At 57.2% G+C, this 13,604-nt stretch carries 15 protein-coding genes; 10 read left to right on the forward strand and 5 right to left on the reverse strand.

What is annotated here, in order from left to right:
• Positions 1-44: 44 nt before the first annotated feature.
• The gene (purD, locus tag KO498_RS08410) at positions 45-1,307 is read left to right on the forward strand and encodes a phosphoribosylamine--glycine ligase (RefSeq protein WP_215959467.1); all 1,263 of its coding nucleotides are present in this window, start codon (positions 45-47) and stop codon (positions 1,305-1,307) included.
• Between the two features lie 200 nt (positions 1,308-1,507).
• Positions 1,508-2,683, forward strand: coding sequence for a dipeptidase (locus tag KO498_RS08415; RefSeq protein WP_215959468.1), 1,176 nt, complete (start codon positions 1,508-1,510; stop codon positions 2,681-2,683).
• Positions 2,684-2,738: 55 nt separating this feature from the next.
• On the opposite strand, the gene rpoH is transcribed toward KO498_RS08415, so the two are convergent.
• From rpoH to KO498_RS08440, 5 genes are all read right to left on the reverse strand, one after another.
• Positions 2,739-3,635, reverse strand: coding sequence for an RNA polymerase sigma factor RpoH (gene rpoH, locus KO498_RS08420; protein ID WP_215959626.1), 897 nt, complete (start codon positions 3,633-3,635; stop codon positions 2,739-2,741).
• 195 nt (positions 3,636-3,830) lie between these two features.
• Positions 3,831-3,986, reverse strand: coding sequence for a hypothetical protein (locus KO498_RS08425; protein ID WP_215959469.1), 156 nt, complete (start codon positions 3,984-3,986; stop codon positions 3,831-3,833).
• Entirely contained in the window at positions 3,955-4,278 is a 324-nt protein-coding gene (locus KO498_RS08430; protein ID WP_215959470.1) for a hypothetical protein, read from the reverse strand. Before KO498_RS08430 ends, KO498_RS08425 begins: the two co-directional genes overlap by 32 nt.
• A 15-nt stretch (positions 4,279-4,293) precedes the next feature.
• Positions 4,294-4,932 (reverse strand): TerB family tellurite resistance protein, encoded by a 639-nt coding sequence (locus KO498_RS08435; RefSeq protein WP_215959471.1) that lies wholly within the window; start codon positions 4,930-4,932, stop codon positions 4,294-4,296.
• Positions 4,933-5,034: 102 nt separating this feature from the next.
• Positions 5,035-6,063, reverse strand: a complete 1,029-nt coding sequence (locus KO498_RS08440) for an RluA family pseudouridine synthase (RefSeq protein WP_215959472.1) — start codon at positions 6,061-6,063, stop codon at positions 5,035-5,037.
• Between KO498_RS08440 and KO498_RS08445 the strand changes: the two genes are divergently transcribed.
• The 8 genes from KO498_RS08445 to KO498_RS08480 all read left to right on the forward strand — a co-directional run bounded on the left by KO498_RS08445 (position 6,062) and on the right by KO498_RS08480 (position 13,400).
• Positions 6,062-6,376 (forward strand): DUF6476 family protein, encoded by a 315-nt coding sequence (locus KO498_RS08445; RefSeq protein ID WP_215959473.1) that lies wholly within the window; start codon positions 6,062-6,064, stop codon positions 6,374-6,376. The genes KO498_RS08440 and KO498_RS08445 overlap by 2 nt on opposite strands.
• A gap of 303 nt (positions 6,377-6,679) precedes the next feature.
• Entirely contained in the window at positions 6,680-7,717 is a 1,038-nt protein-coding gene (locus KO498_RS08450; RefSeq protein WP_215959474.1) for a helix-turn-helix transcriptional regulator, read from the forward strand.
• An 87-nt stretch (positions 7,718-7,804) separates the two neighbouring features.
• Positions 7,805-9,091, forward strand: coding sequence for an ABC transporter substrate-binding protein (locus tag KO498_RS08455; RefSeq protein ID WP_215959475.1), 1,287 nt, complete (start codon positions 7,805-7,807; stop codon positions 9,089-9,091).
• 6 nt (positions 9,092-9,097) lie between these two features.
• Positions 9,098-9,817, forward strand: a complete 720-nt coding sequence (locus KO498_RS08460; RefSeq protein ID WP_215959476.1) for an ABC transporter ATP-binding protein — start codon at positions 9,098-9,100, stop codon at positions 9,815-9,817.
• The gene (locus tag KO498_RS08465; protein ID WP_215959477.1) at positions 9,810-10,511 is read left to right on the forward strand and encodes an ABC transporter ATP-binding protein; all 702 of its coding nucleotides are present in this window, start codon (positions 9,810-9,812) and stop codon (positions 10,509-10,511) included. Before KO498_RS08460 ends, KO498_RS08465 begins: the two co-directional genes overlap by 8 nt.
• On the forward strand, positions 10,508-11,374 hold the full coding sequence (locus KO498_RS08470) for a branched-chain amino acid ABC transporter permease (RefSeq protein ID WP_215959478.1): 867 nt from the start codon (positions 10,508-10,510) through the stop codon (positions 11,372-11,374). The genes KO498_RS08465 and KO498_RS08470 overlap by 4 nt, the downstream gene beginning before the upstream one ends.
• Complete coding sequence (locus tag KO498_RS08475; protein WP_215959479.1) at positions 11,371-12,306, forward strand: branched-chain amino acid ABC transporter permease; 936 nt, start codon at positions 11,371-11,373, stop codon at positions 12,304-12,306. Before KO498_RS08470 ends, KO498_RS08475 begins: the two co-directional genes overlap by 4 nt.
• Positions 12,303-13,400, forward strand: coding sequence for a class II histone deacetylase (locus tag KO498_RS08480; protein ID WP_215959480.1), 1,098 nt, complete (start codon positions 12,303-12,305; stop codon positions 13,398-13,400). Before KO498_RS08475 ends, KO498_RS08480 begins: the two co-directional genes overlap by 4 nt.
• Positions 13,401-13,604: the final 204 nt, after the last annotated feature.

The following is a 13,604-nucleotide window of genomic DNA, read 5'->3' on the forward strand; positions in this document are numbered from 1 at the left end:
CAGCTTAGAACGCGCGCAAGCGAAGGCCAAGCAGGAGTTGCGGCATGAACATCCTTATTCTCGGAAGCGGCGGACGTGAGCACGCGCTGGCATGGGCCACGGCGCAGAACCCCAAGTGTGACAAGCTTTTTGTCGCGCCGGGGAACGCGGGCACAGCCGATGTGGCAAGCAACGTTGCGCTCGACATCGAGAACGGGGCTGCTGTTGTTGATTGGGCCAAGGCCAATGACATCAAATTTGTGATCGTCGGGCCGGAAGCGCCTTTGGCCGCTGGTGTTGCGGACGACTTGCGCGCAGCCGGGATCACCACGTTCGGGCCGTCAAAAGCAGCGGCCCAGCTTGAAGCGTCAAAGTCGTTCACCAAGGCTGTTTGTGACGCGGCGCATGCGCCGACAGCAGCTTACGGACATTTCACCGACAAGGCCGAAGCGGTTGCATATGTGAAGGCGCAGGGTGCGCCGATTGTAATCAAAGCTGACGGCTTGGCCGCGGGCAAAGGCGTTGTTGTTGCTATGGACATGCCCGAGGCACTGGCGGCGCTTGACGACATGTTCGGCGGTGCGCACGGCGCGGCGGGGGCGGAAGTCGTTGTGGAAGAGTTCATGGAGGGTGAAGAGGCGAGCTTCTTTGTGCTCTGTGACGGGCTTGAGGCACTGCCCTTTGGCACCGCACAAGACCACAAGCGCGTCGGCGAGGGCGACACGGGGCCGAACACCGGCGGCATGGGCGCCTACTCACCAGCACCGGTGATGAGCGAGGCTGTCGTTGCCAAGACGATGAGCGAGATCGTGATGCCGACGCTTGTTGAGATGGACAAGCGCGGCACGCCGTTTCAAGGGGTGCTGTTTGTCGGGCTGATGGTCAAAGACGGGCAACCAAGGCTGGTTGAATACAACGTGCGCTTTGGGGACCCAGAGTGCCAGGTGTTGATGATGCGCCTAGGCGCGCAGGCGTTTGACCATATTCAGGCAGCGGCCGAGGGGCGGTTGGCCGAGAGCCAAGTGCACTGGGCCGATGACCATACTTTGACGGTTGTGATGGCGGCGAACGGCTACCCCGGGAGCTATGAAAAAGGCTCGCGCATTGGTGGCTTGGCGGGCTTGCCCGAGGATAGCACGCATATGTGTTTTCACGCTGGCACGGCTGAAGTTGACGGCGCGATTGCGGCGGTTGGCGGCCGCGTCTTAACCGTGACAGCGCGCGGTGAGAGCTTGCGCGTGGCGCGGGATGCGGCTTACGGGATGGTTGAACGCATTGACTGGCCCGAGGGCTTCTTTCGCGGCGATATTGGCTGGCGGGCGCTTTAGGGCTTTCGAATTTTGCTTGCTGAACACCGGAGCGTGCTTGTTACGCGGGGGTGTTTGCAAAATCCGGCTGATCGAGGGGCCAGCCCCTCGAGCTCCCCGGGATATTTAGACCAAGAAAAAGCAGGGCTTCCGTTCGGGAAGCGTTGAGGCGAATCGTCTGTGTGGCTTAGCTTTGGTTCAAACGGATATTGGAGAGAGATATGAAGTGGTTGAAGCGCGGGATTTATACGGTTCTGGGGCTGGCTGTTCTGGGGCTGATCGGGTTTTGGACCTTTGCGCCGGGGATTGTTGGCAAGCAGAGCAATGCGGTTGCCGAGCATGACCCCTACCCTGTTTCTGACGCCGCGCAGGCCTTGCATGACCGGCTGGTTGTCGGGGATTTGCACGCTGATCCGCTGTTGTGGAAGCGTGACCTGACCAAGCGCGGGACTTGGGGGCAGGTTGATGTGCCGCGGCTGATTGAAGGCGGGGTTGCGATGCAGGTGTTTACCGCTGTGACCAAGAGCCCTGCCGGGCAAAACTACGAAGAAAACTCAACTGATGCGTTTGATAACATTACGCTTTTGGCCTTCGGGCAGCTTTGGCCTATGCGCACTTGGGGCTCGATTTATGAGCGTGCGATCTATCAGGCGGAGAAGTTGCACCGGTTTGAGGAGCGCTCGGAAGGGCGCTTGAAGGTGATCAAAACGCGGGCGGATTTGGACGCTGTTTTGGCGGCGCGGGCCAAGGGCACCGAAGTTGTTGGCGGGATTTTGGGGGTTGAGGGGTTGCACCCGCTTGAAGGCGATATCAGTAACCTCAAGGGGTTGTTTGATGCTGGGCACCGGGTGTTTGGCTTGCAGCATTTCTTTGACAACGCGCTTGGCGGCTCTTTGCACGGGCAAGGCGACCACGGGCTGACTGATTTTGGCAAAGAAGTTGTCGCGGAACTGGCGAAGATGCCTGTTGTGGTCGATGTGGCGCATTCAAGTGCGCAGAGTGCGCGGGATGCTTTGGCGATTGTGGACGGGCCTATTTTGGTGTCGCATTCGGGCATTCACTCTTATTGCGAGGTGAAGCGCAACTTCCCCGATAAACTGATGCGCGAGATCGCGGCCAAGGGCGGTATCATCGGCATGGGCTATTGGGCGGATGTGACTTGCGGCGACATCACTCCTGACGGGATTGCGGATATGATCCTGGCTGGCATAAAGGCGGTTGGCGAGGATCACATCTCGCTGGGCTCTGACTTTGACGGCTCGGTGGCGACGGCGTTCGATACGTCGGAATTGCCTGCGCTCACCGACGCGTTGTTGCGCAAAGGCTTGAGCGAGGCGCAGATAGCCAAGGTGATGGGCGGCAACATGTTGCGGGTGTTTCAGGCGCGCTTGAAGTAGCAAAAAGCCCCGCGCAGTATGATCTGTCGCGGGGCTTTTTGACTTTCGGGAAGGCTTAGTCGGCAGCCAGCAGGCCTTTGTCTTTTGCCAACTCACGCATGCGCAGTTGCAGCTTTTCAAAAGCGCGCACTTCGATCTGACGGATGCGCTCGCGGCTGACGTCAAACTGGCCAGAGAGCTCTTCCAGCGTCACGGCCTTCTCGCTCAGGCGACGTTGGGTGAGAATGTCACGCTCGCGTTCGTTGAGCACATCCATCGCTTCGGCAAGCATCTCGCGGCGGGTGTCGAGCTCATCCTTGGCTTCATAGTCGCCAGCCTGATCGGCGTCTTCGTCCTCAAGCCAGTCTTGCCACTGCATAGTGCCTTCGCCCTCGGAGCCGACTGTGGCGTTGAGCGAAGCGTCGCCGCCAGACATACGGCCGTTCATCGAGATCACTTCTTCCTCGGTGACGCCGAGATCATGGGCGATGCGCTTAACATTCTCCGGGCGCAAGTCGCCCTCTTCAAAGGCACCGATGCGGGCTTTGGCTTTGCGCAGGTTGAAGAACAGCTTCTTTTGCGCCGAGGTGGTGCCGAGTTTCACAAGGCTCCACGAGCGCAGCACATATTCCTGAATGCTGGCGCGGATCCACCACATCGCATAGGTCGCGAGACGGAAGCCCTTTTCGGGGTCAAACCGCTTGACCGCTTGCATAAGGCCAACATTTGCCTCGGAGATAACTTCGGCTTGCGGCAAGCCATAGCCACGGTAGCCCATAGCAATTTTGGCCGCGAGGCGCAGGTGTGACGTGACCATCTTATGCGCGGCTTCGGTGTCTTCTTTTTCGACCCAAGCCTTGGCAAGCATGTATTCTTCTTCCGGCTCAAGCAGCGGAAACTTGCGGATTTCTTGCATATAGCGGTTCAAGCCGCCTTCTGGTGTTGGTGCTGGTAGGTTTGCGTAATTGCCCATGATACTGGCCCCCTGTTCAATTTCCGCCATGTAAAGCGGCTTAACATTCACTTATGCAGCCGAAACCGCCCTTTCAAGAGGCATCGCCCACAATTCTTAACAAACAGATAATCCCCGTAGGTGGCTTTGCTAGGGCTGTTACAACCACCTCACGGCATTGCGATATGCGTTACAAAATGAAGCAGCAAAGCCCGCTCACTCAAGCAGATGCCCGATGCGCAGCAGGTTGCCGTCGTGATCAACGATAACCAGCTCGCAAACGCCCCAAGGTTTGTCTTCGGCAGCGACAAACCGCGGGATGCCGCCCCTGACAGGAGGGTTAGCCCGTTTGGCCGGTAAAGTAGTAGTCACTGCTGAAGTTGAGCGCCACAGAGCACGCGCAACCGCTGGGCAGGTAGCTTTGCAACAGAGCTGTCAGATCATCGAGCAGAGCGTTCATGAAGGCTGCGTCACGGTGGGGCTTGCGCAATACGGCAACCTCAAGCAGCGCGTGGCTGTGGTGAAACGCTTTGGAGGGATAGGCCCGCCCCTTGCAGGCCCCTGCCCCGTCATCATGGCGCAAAATCAAGGCTTCCACTTCGGCCAGCAGTTGTGGCGCATCAAGCTCAAGATCGTTTGAATACTTCAAATCGGCATGGGGCATTCACGGCTCTCCGGCTTAACGTGCCATGGCTTTTATGCCCTCTTCAGCCAAAACACCGTTTGCATAGGCGCGGGGCAAATCAAGCGCTTTGGCCAGCTCATGCAACTCACTCTCTTCGCTCTCGTCGACATGCCCGTCGGCCTTTGCAACCGCGATCGCCGAGCGTAGCACGAGCTCTTTGCCGGTGTCATTGAGGCTGCCAGCGACATCCTCAAGGTAGTCCCCGATAGGGCGCGTGTCGTCGCGCGCGGCTTCAAGCTCGGCGGCGATATCCTCGGGCGAAATCTCGCGCTTGGCGATATTGGCAAATGCCTGGGTGATCTGGGCGATCTCGCCTTCGTCAATTTCGCCGTCGGCCAGCGCCATTTTGAACATCACCCGCTTGGACGCGATGGCAAAGGAGGCTTCGAACTTCTCTTGAGCGCCTTTCGGGTCAAACTGCAACACACCTTCATTGAAGGTGCCTTGGCAGCTGCCGCATTCGACAAATTCGCCGAGCTCTTTGGTTTTGAACAGCGGGATCCAATACAGGGTGAACCAGCGTGTGACGGCGATCAGCCGATAGCCGCGGTAGTCTCCGCAATCGGGGCAGTAAAACTCGCCATTGCCGATCTCTTTCTGGCGTCCGCGCCAACCCCAAACAATGAAAAACATAATCAATTTCCTTTCTGTGCGGCGCGATAATCTTCGGCCTTATGAGCACTCTATTCAAAAAGGATAGCGGGTGAAGCGCATCTGGCAAAGCTCTTTAGCGCATCACTCAGAGGTGAGGCCGCTGATCAACTCCACGAAATCCGGCGGCAATCCTGCCTCAAAGCGCAGAAACTCTTTGCTGACGGGGTGCTCAAAACCAAGAGTGGCAGCATGCAGCGCTTGACGCTCAAACGCCTTAACGGCTGCAACAGCCCCCGCGCCAAAGGCCTTTTCGCTGAGCTTACGCCGCCCGCCGTAGGTTTGGTCGCCGACAAGCCCATGCCCCGCGTGGGCCATATGCACCCTGATCTGATGTGTGCGGCCGGTTTCAAGCCAGCAATCGACCAGCGAAATGCACTCGGGCGTGCCAAACGAGCGCACAACGCGGGCGCGGGTGATCGCGTGGCGGCCGCCGGTAAAGAACACGGCTTGTTTTTGGCGGTCGTGTTTGTGACGCGCGAGTTGGGTGGTGATCTTCATCACCCCACCCTGCTCGAAACTCACCCCCTTGACGCCGCGCAGGCGCGGGTCAGACGCATCGGGCACGCCGTAAACCAGCGCTTTATAGTGCCGCTCGACAGTGTGGGCCTCAAACTGTTTGGCCAAACCGTGATGGGCCTCATCAGTTTTGGCAACCACGAGCAAGCCGCTGGTGTCTTTGTCGATGCGGTGCACGATACCGGGCCGTGCGACACCGCCAACTCCGCTGAGGCTGTCGCCGCAGTGATGCATCAGAGCATTCACAAGCGTGCCGTCAGGTGTGCCGGGCGCGGGATGAACCACCATTCCGACAGGCTTGTTGACGACGATGAGCGCGTCATCTTCATAGACAACATCCAGCGCGATATCTTGTGGCAGAATGTGGCTCTCTTGAGCCTGTGCAACCGTCACGCGCACGATATCGCCCTCGGCAACCTTGGCCTTGGCGTTGGTCACAACCACACCGTTAACGCTGATGTCACCCGCCTCAAGCATCTTGGCCATGCGCGAGCGGCTGAGGTTCGCATCCTCTGGCACATCACGCGAAAGGGCCTTATCAAGGCGCGACGGAGGATCGGCGTTGATCCTGAATTCAAATGAGGCGTCTGCCATGAATGATACCCCTGAAGGACTGGACGAAGCGGTTGATCCGAGCCTCGTGCGCTTTCTCAAAATCCTCGTCAGCACCCTTGCAGGTGTGATGATTGTCGGGCTTGTAGCGGTGATTTACCTGCTTGTCATCCGCTTGAATGCCGATGTGCCCGAGCTGCCCGCAAGGATCGTGCTGCCTGAGGGCGTCAAGGCGCAGGCCTTCACACAGGGCGAGGGCTGGTTTGCCGTGGTGACGGAAGACGGGCGGATTTTGATATTCGGGCGTGACGGGGCAACGATACTGCAAGACATCGCGATTACAGCGAAAGACTAGCGAACGCCCTTAGCTCTCGCGCAATTGCTCTAATTTTTCGGTTTCCGATATAGGCTTTGCGGGACATAGCGGTTGTTCGCTAGGCGCGGTTCAATCTCCGCTGCAAGTGTTGGTGTACTTCATCTTGAAATTCAAAGATTTGATCTGTTGGTGCTAGCCGGTGCCGCACACTAACTGTTACATCGCGGTTTCTATCGCGATATTCGCCATTGGTATCCGCGACCAAGCCAGGGTCGCAAACCGGTTCTTCGCAATATCAACATACATGGAAGCACTTCAGAGAAAGCGAGCCAGGAAGTTGATTTGGTTTTCTGCACCTCTGCTAAAGAAGCGAGGGGCTTTCTGGTTTTTGAGGATGCCAAACCATATTGCCCGCCGTACAATGCACCCATGCGCATCGGAGAATTCAGTGATATTGTTTTTCGCCTGACCAATTCAGCAATTGAGGCCCGCCCTGGCGAGCATCAAAGGGCGCAGATCGAGATACTGCGGGATGCGATCAAATTTGATGCTGCATGGTGGGGATGGTCCAACCTCAGCGGTGGGCGCAACAGACTGATTAACACCGGCACCCTTGGATTGCCCCAGAGCTTTGAAAGTGCTGTGCGCGCCGTGTTGCATTTGGATCCGTTGGTTAAGCATGGGCGCAATCTCGCGGTTTTTGGTAGGACCGTCGATGTTGAAAACGACGACTTGCCTGAAGATTACAAGCATTGCCTTGAGGCTTTTCAGATTGGTTCGATTCTGAACGGCCACTGTAGGCTTCAAGGCGAAACACAGTTCAATTTTTTCCTTTCGCTATATACTCGCTCAGGCGGCCAGAAACTCTCTAATGACGACACTAGAGATTTTCGTCTGATCCTGCGCCACATTGAACAAAACCTATCGTTGTCACTGCGTGCAGAGCTGCGCAGCCTAGCGCCAGAAAACGGTGAAGCGGCGTTTGTGAGTGTGGGCGGAGCGATTGTCAGATCCACACGGGGTTTTTTGAACCAGCTTGAACAAAACGGACTGAACCGATCTCAGATTTCCGAAATTCTGGCAGATCTGTCCTTTGGGCAACGCCGGTGGCGTGGAGACAAACTACTGCTAGATGCTCGCGCTTATCGGCGAGATCTGATTCTCGTCCGACTTGCCCCACACGATGTATTAGCCCAGCTTTCAAAAGAAGAGCGCAATGTGGCCGACCTTTTGGCTTTGGGCCATACAATGCGCGAAATTGCTCAAAAAAGAGAGGTCTCTCACAACACCGTTCGCAACCAGGTTGCCTCTATCTATCGAAAAACAGGGGTAAAAAACCGAACTATGCTACTCTCGCAGACCCGGTTGGGGCAAAAATGATTTCATAGTGCATTTGCACTATCCTCCTGTGATGCATCCTTTGCGACTGTTTTAGTTAACAACGCAATTGCAACAGGGAAATAAACCATGCTTACAAAGTCCTCGCTGACAAGACGGTCTGTTCTGGCAAGCTCTGCAGCCTCGCTCGGATTGCTATCTGCCCCTTCTATCGTTCGTGCGGCGTCGCGCGATATCCGCATCGGGTACATCACGGCGCTCAGCGGTGCGCGGGCCGAGTTTGGTGAAAGCGATCCATGGATGCTGGAGCAGGTGAAAAAGATCACAGACAGTGGTCTGAACATCGGTGGTCATAACTACTCTGTGGAATTTGTTGTCAAGGACAACCAGTCCAACGCCAACCGCTCGGCTGCCGTTGGTAACGAATTGATCCAGCGTGAAGGCGTGGACCTGTTGTTGGTACAGGATCTGGATGCCTCGGTCGCAACTGGTGAGATGTCGGATATTGCGGGTATCCCGTCTATCTCGACAATGGGTCCGTGGCAGGCATGGATGTTTGGACGCGGCTCGAACCCGGCGCAGGGTTTCCCTTATTCGTTCACCTTCTTCTGGGGTGTCGAAATGGCGATGCAGACCTTCACGAACCTCTGGAATCAGATCGACACCAACAAAGTTGTTGGAGACTTTTATTTCGACAATCCAGCAGGTCAGGCCTTTGCCAACCCCGAGCTGGGTCTGCCGGCTGTGATGGGCGATGCGGGCTACAGCCGCGTTGATGGCGGCATGTTCCAGTTCGACACACAGGATTTCTCGGCGCAGGTGTCCAAGTTCAAGGAAGGAAACGCACAGATCGTAACTGGTTTTGGCTTCCCCCCGAACTGGGCCACATTCTGGGCGCAGGCCGGCCAGATGGGCTTTACGCCTGAGGCCGCGACCTTTGCTGCCGCCTTCTTGTTCCCATCCGCCATCGAGTCGCTGGGCGATCGCGGCAACGGCATGTCGACCGAGGTTTGGTGGACGCCCAACATGCCTTGGACCTCTTCGCTAACAGGTCAGTCTGCCGCGCAACTGGCCGCAGATTGGGAAGCCGCCTCGGGCAAACAATGGGCTCAGACTCTGGGCTACAGCCACGCGCTGTTTGAAACTGGTATCGCGGCACTGAAGAATTCAGGTGATCCCAAGAATCCCGATGCCGTACGTGATGCCATTGCGGGGCTGAACCTCAACACCATGGTAGGGCCAGTCAACTGGGCTGACACTCCGATCAAGAACGTCGCGGTAACCGAAGTTGCCGGGGGTCAGTGGCGCAAGACAGATGGGGGCAAGCATGCCTTTGATCTGGTGATCAATGACAATGGCTTCGCCCCGTCGGTTGATGTGCAGGACCAACTGATCCCGCTTTCAAAGCTCGGGTAAGCAGACATGCTGGAAGTCACGGGTCTTAAAAAAGCCTTCGGTAAACTCACCGTCGTCGATGATGTGTCGACGACGGTAGCCGGAGGCGAAGCAATGGGCATCATGGGGCCGAACGGTGCGGGAAAGAGCACCTTTTTCGACCTTCTTGCCGGGGCGACCCGTGCAGATGCAGGAACGGTTCGCCTTGCAGGTCAGGATATCTCGACCTTGCCAACCGAAGCCCGTGTTGAACAGGGCCTGGCCCGTGCCTTTCAAATCCCCAAACCATTTGCCTCCCTGTCGGTCCGCGAGCATCTCGAGCTTGCTGCGGTCGCGGGCGCGGGCCTCGGTTCTAACGAGGCCCGCCTCGAGGCAGAAACAGTGATGGATCGCACTGGCCTTGCCGACCTCGCCAACGAGACAGGCAACGGGCTGCGCCTGCTGGATCGCAAACGTCTGGAGTTGGCCAAGGCACTGGCAACACGACCCAGGGTTATCCTGCTTGACGAAATCTCGGGCGGCCTGACCGAACACGAGGTGCATGAGTTGATCGCGCTGGTGTTGGACCTCAAAACGCCGGACCTCGCGATCCTTTGGATCGAACACATTGCCCATGCTCTGAAAGAGGCCTGCGACAAGATTATGATGTTGCATCTTGGAGCCAAGATCATTGAAGACACCCCAGACGCTGTGACCTCCGACTCGCGTGTACGCGAACTTTACCTTGGAGCAGCAAACCATGCTTGAAGTTGAAGGTCTTGATGCGTTCTACGGTGACTTTCAGGCGCTGTTTGATATCGGCTTCACCCAGAAATCCGGCGAAACACTGGCCCTGATTGGCGCAAATGGCGCAGGCAAAAGCTCTTTGCTGCATTCGATTTGCGGCTTGACCAGTGAAACCGGAACAATCCGGCTAAATGGCGCCGAAATCGGCAAACTTCCACCAAAGGTGCGGGCCGAACTGGGGGTTTCTCTGTCACCTGAAGGGCGGCGCATGTTCAGCTCGCTTACGGTACGCGAGAACCTGCAAATCGGCGCAAACACAGGTCGGCCAGGCCCGTGGTCTCTGGATCGAGTGACCGAACTGTTTCCCATTCTCGAGGAATTTGCCAACCGACCTGCAAGTCTTTTGTCGGGTGGTCAACAGCAGATGGTGGCGATTGGACGAGCCTTGATGGCGAACCCCGACCTGCTTTTGCTGGATGAGGTTTCACTGGGGTTGGCTCCGGTCGTGGCTGAAGAGGTCATGGCCGCACTCGCCTCTATCCGAGGTGAAAGCCAGATGATGACCATTCTTGTTGAACAGGATGTATCGCGCGCCATTGCGGCCTCGGACTGCTTTGTGTGCTTGCTTGAAGGTCGCGTCGTGCTGGATGGCGTAAGCGAAGGTGCCGATCTGGGCGCCATCGGACACGCATACTTTGGAGAGGATGACGCATGATCTGGATTGAAACCCTCATCAATGGCTTGCTGCTGGGGGGGCTCTACGCGCTCTTTGGCCTTGGCCTGTCCCTGATTTTCGGGGTCATGAAGATCGCCAACATCGCTCACGGAGAAATGGCCATTGGCGGAGCATTTTTGGCGATCGCCACCGCTAACTTTATCGGGCTACCGTTGGTTTTGACAGTTCCCATCATTTTGCTGATGGCATGGGGGTTTGGCTTTGCGCTTCAGATGGCGGTCATCAACCGGGTACTGGGGTCAGACCCAATGCCGCCCCTGTTGATGACCTTTGGCCTGTCTATTGTGGTCCAGAACCTGCTGGTCGAGATGTTTGGCGCTGATAACCGATCACTGGACATCGGCGCATTGGGAACGGCGAGTATTCAGATCGGCAACACGTCGTTGGGCGTGTTCCCTCTTTTGATGTTTGCAATCGCGCTGGCCCTGTTCGGCGCCCTTCACTGGTCACTCCACCACACCCGTTGGGGCCGCAATCTGCGTGCCACCTCAGATGACCCTGAGATTGTCGGCATGATGGGCATCGACCGGCGCCGGGTGTTTGCCATGGTTATGGGGCTATCCGCAGCGCTCGCAGCGCTGTCCGGAATGATGCTGGCCATGCGCGGTTCGATCACACCCTTCTCGGGGGGCGAGCGTCTTCTGATCGCGTTCGAAGTGATCGTCATCGGCGGACTCGGTTCAATTTGGGGCAGCCTCATCGGAGGCCTGGTCCTGGGGATAGTGCATGTCATCGGGCTGCGCCTTGATCCGGCGTCCGGCCCACTTTATGGGCACCTCCTGCTTCTTGTTATTCTATTGGCGAAACCCGAAGGGCTCGCTGGAAAGGCGCGAAGCCGATGACACGTATTCTGGCCATAGGCGCGGTTTTGATCCTCGCGTCGCTCCCTTTTTGGGCCGATCGCGGCGTGATCTTCCTAGGGATGGAAATCCTGGTGGTCGTGGCCTTGGCTCAGGCCTGGAACCTGCCTGCTGGTTACGGCGGCCTTTTATCGCTGGGTCACCATGGCTTTGTCGGGCTTGGCGGCTATGCGCTTTATGTGCTCAGTCGCGATCTGGGCATGCATGTGCTGGTTGCAATACCCCTTGCAGGCGTGGTCACTGCGATTTTTGCGCTGTTCATTGCGCCGATCCTGTTCCGCCTGAGGGAAGTCTATTTCGCTGTGGGCATGTGGGTGGCCGCCGAAATACTGCGCATCCTCGTCAGCCGTTCAGACTGGCTTGGGGGCGCTTCCGGTCTGCCGCTCTCGGGTGCCCGTGATTTACCCCGTGCCTGGATGGGACCAAGCGCCTATTGGATGGCATTGACCGCCGCTGTTGGAACAACCCTGCTGGTTTGGGCTCTCATGCGGTCAAGCTTTGGTCTGCGCCTGCGGGCCTTGCGTGACGACGAGGCGGCGGCCCGGGCGATTGGTGTAAAACCCCACCGCGTGCGCCTGATTGTCTTTGTCTTGTCCGCTGGAGCCACCGGTATGGCCGGCGCAACGATGTTCTTCTCGTCTTTGTTTATCTCACCTCTTGCCGCGTTTGATATGGGCTGGATCGTTACAATCGTCTTTGTCACCCTGATCGGAGGACTTGGCCGTTTGTCCGGCCCGTTCCTCGGCGCGGCGTTTTACTTTCTCCTGCGCGAAGGGCTTGCCGACTATGGCAACTGGTATCTCATTGCACTCGGCGCTGCGGCCATGGCGATCATGCTCGTTCTGCCTGGTGGCCTCGCCAGCCTCTCTGATCGTTTCACCCCCTCATTCACCAAAACCAAGGAGCAGCCATGACAACCGCCTTTTACTTTGATGAACGCTGCCTATGGCACACCACGGGCGAACATGCCCTGATCCTGCCGGTAGGTGGCTATGTGCAACCCCCTGCCGGAGGCGGACACGCGGAAAGCCCAGAAAGCAAACGACGCCTTAAGAATCTTATGGATGTCTCGGGGCTGACGGCTCAGTTGGACGTCCAGACCGCAGACCCCGTTACGCGTGAAGACATGGAACGCGTGCATCCGGCTTCCTATCTGGATCGCTTCAAGGAAATGTCTGATGCAGGCGGCGGTAACGCAGGCATCTACTCCCCTTTCGGTTCCGGTAGTTTCGAAATTGCTGCGCTTTCTGCGGGTCTGGCCAAGACTGCGATCTCACGGGTCATGACGGGGGGCGCTCAAAACGCATATGCGCTGTCACGCCCGCCAGGGCATCATTGCCTACCAGAACAATCCATGGGTTTCTGCCTGTTGGCCAACATACCCATCGCAATAGAAGCCGCGCGCGCCAATCATGGGTTGGGCAAGGTGGCCATTCTGGATTGGGACGTTCACCACGGAAACGGAACGCAGGCAGTCTATTATGATCGGGCAGACACGCTGACGATTTCAATACATCAGGAAGGATGCTTCCCCCCGGGTCAGGGAACAGCCGAGGAAACCGGCGCAGGTGCCGGTGAAGGCGCTAACCTGAACATCCCGCTTTTGCCAGGCGGTGGACATCAGGCTTACCTTGATGCGATGGAGCTGCTTGTTCTTCCAGCTATCCGCGACTTTGCCCCTGATCTGATAGTGGTGGCCTCAGGACTGGATGCAAATGCTTTTGATCCTTTGTCCCGTATGCAAGCCCACTCAGGGACGTTCCGTGAACTGACCCGAATGACCATGGAGCTGGCTAAGGAGGTATGCGCCGGTCGTGTCGTCGCGGTACATGAAGGCGGGTATGCAGAGGTCGTGGTGCCCTTTTGCGGGCTTGCCGTCTTAGAAGAGCTCTCCGGGATAAAAACAAATGTTGTAGACCCGTTCGAAGAGATCACTGAAGGTCAACAACCCGCAGAGGATTTTGTCAGATTTCAGCGTGAGAGACTCAGGCAGCAGGCCGCAAGTTGATTTGGGAGGAAATCCAAGATCAGGTTAATTGGTGTATGCGAACAAAAGGTGTCGCAGGTTTTGCCTTGTCTGCGATTGGATCCTGGCAACAAGCCTCACTCTGATTTCGAAAGCTCTGGGATTTCGAAAGCTCTGGGAAAACATAGATAAACCGGCCATCGAGACACATCGCAGCATCAAATGCTGAGCCGTGAAATCTCTGTT

This window comes from Lentibacter algarum, from assembly GCF_018860975.1.
Taxonomy (GTDB): domain Bacteria; phylum Pseudomonadota; class Alphaproteobacteria; order Rhodobacterales; family Rhodobacteraceae; genus Lentibacter; species Lentibacter algarum_A.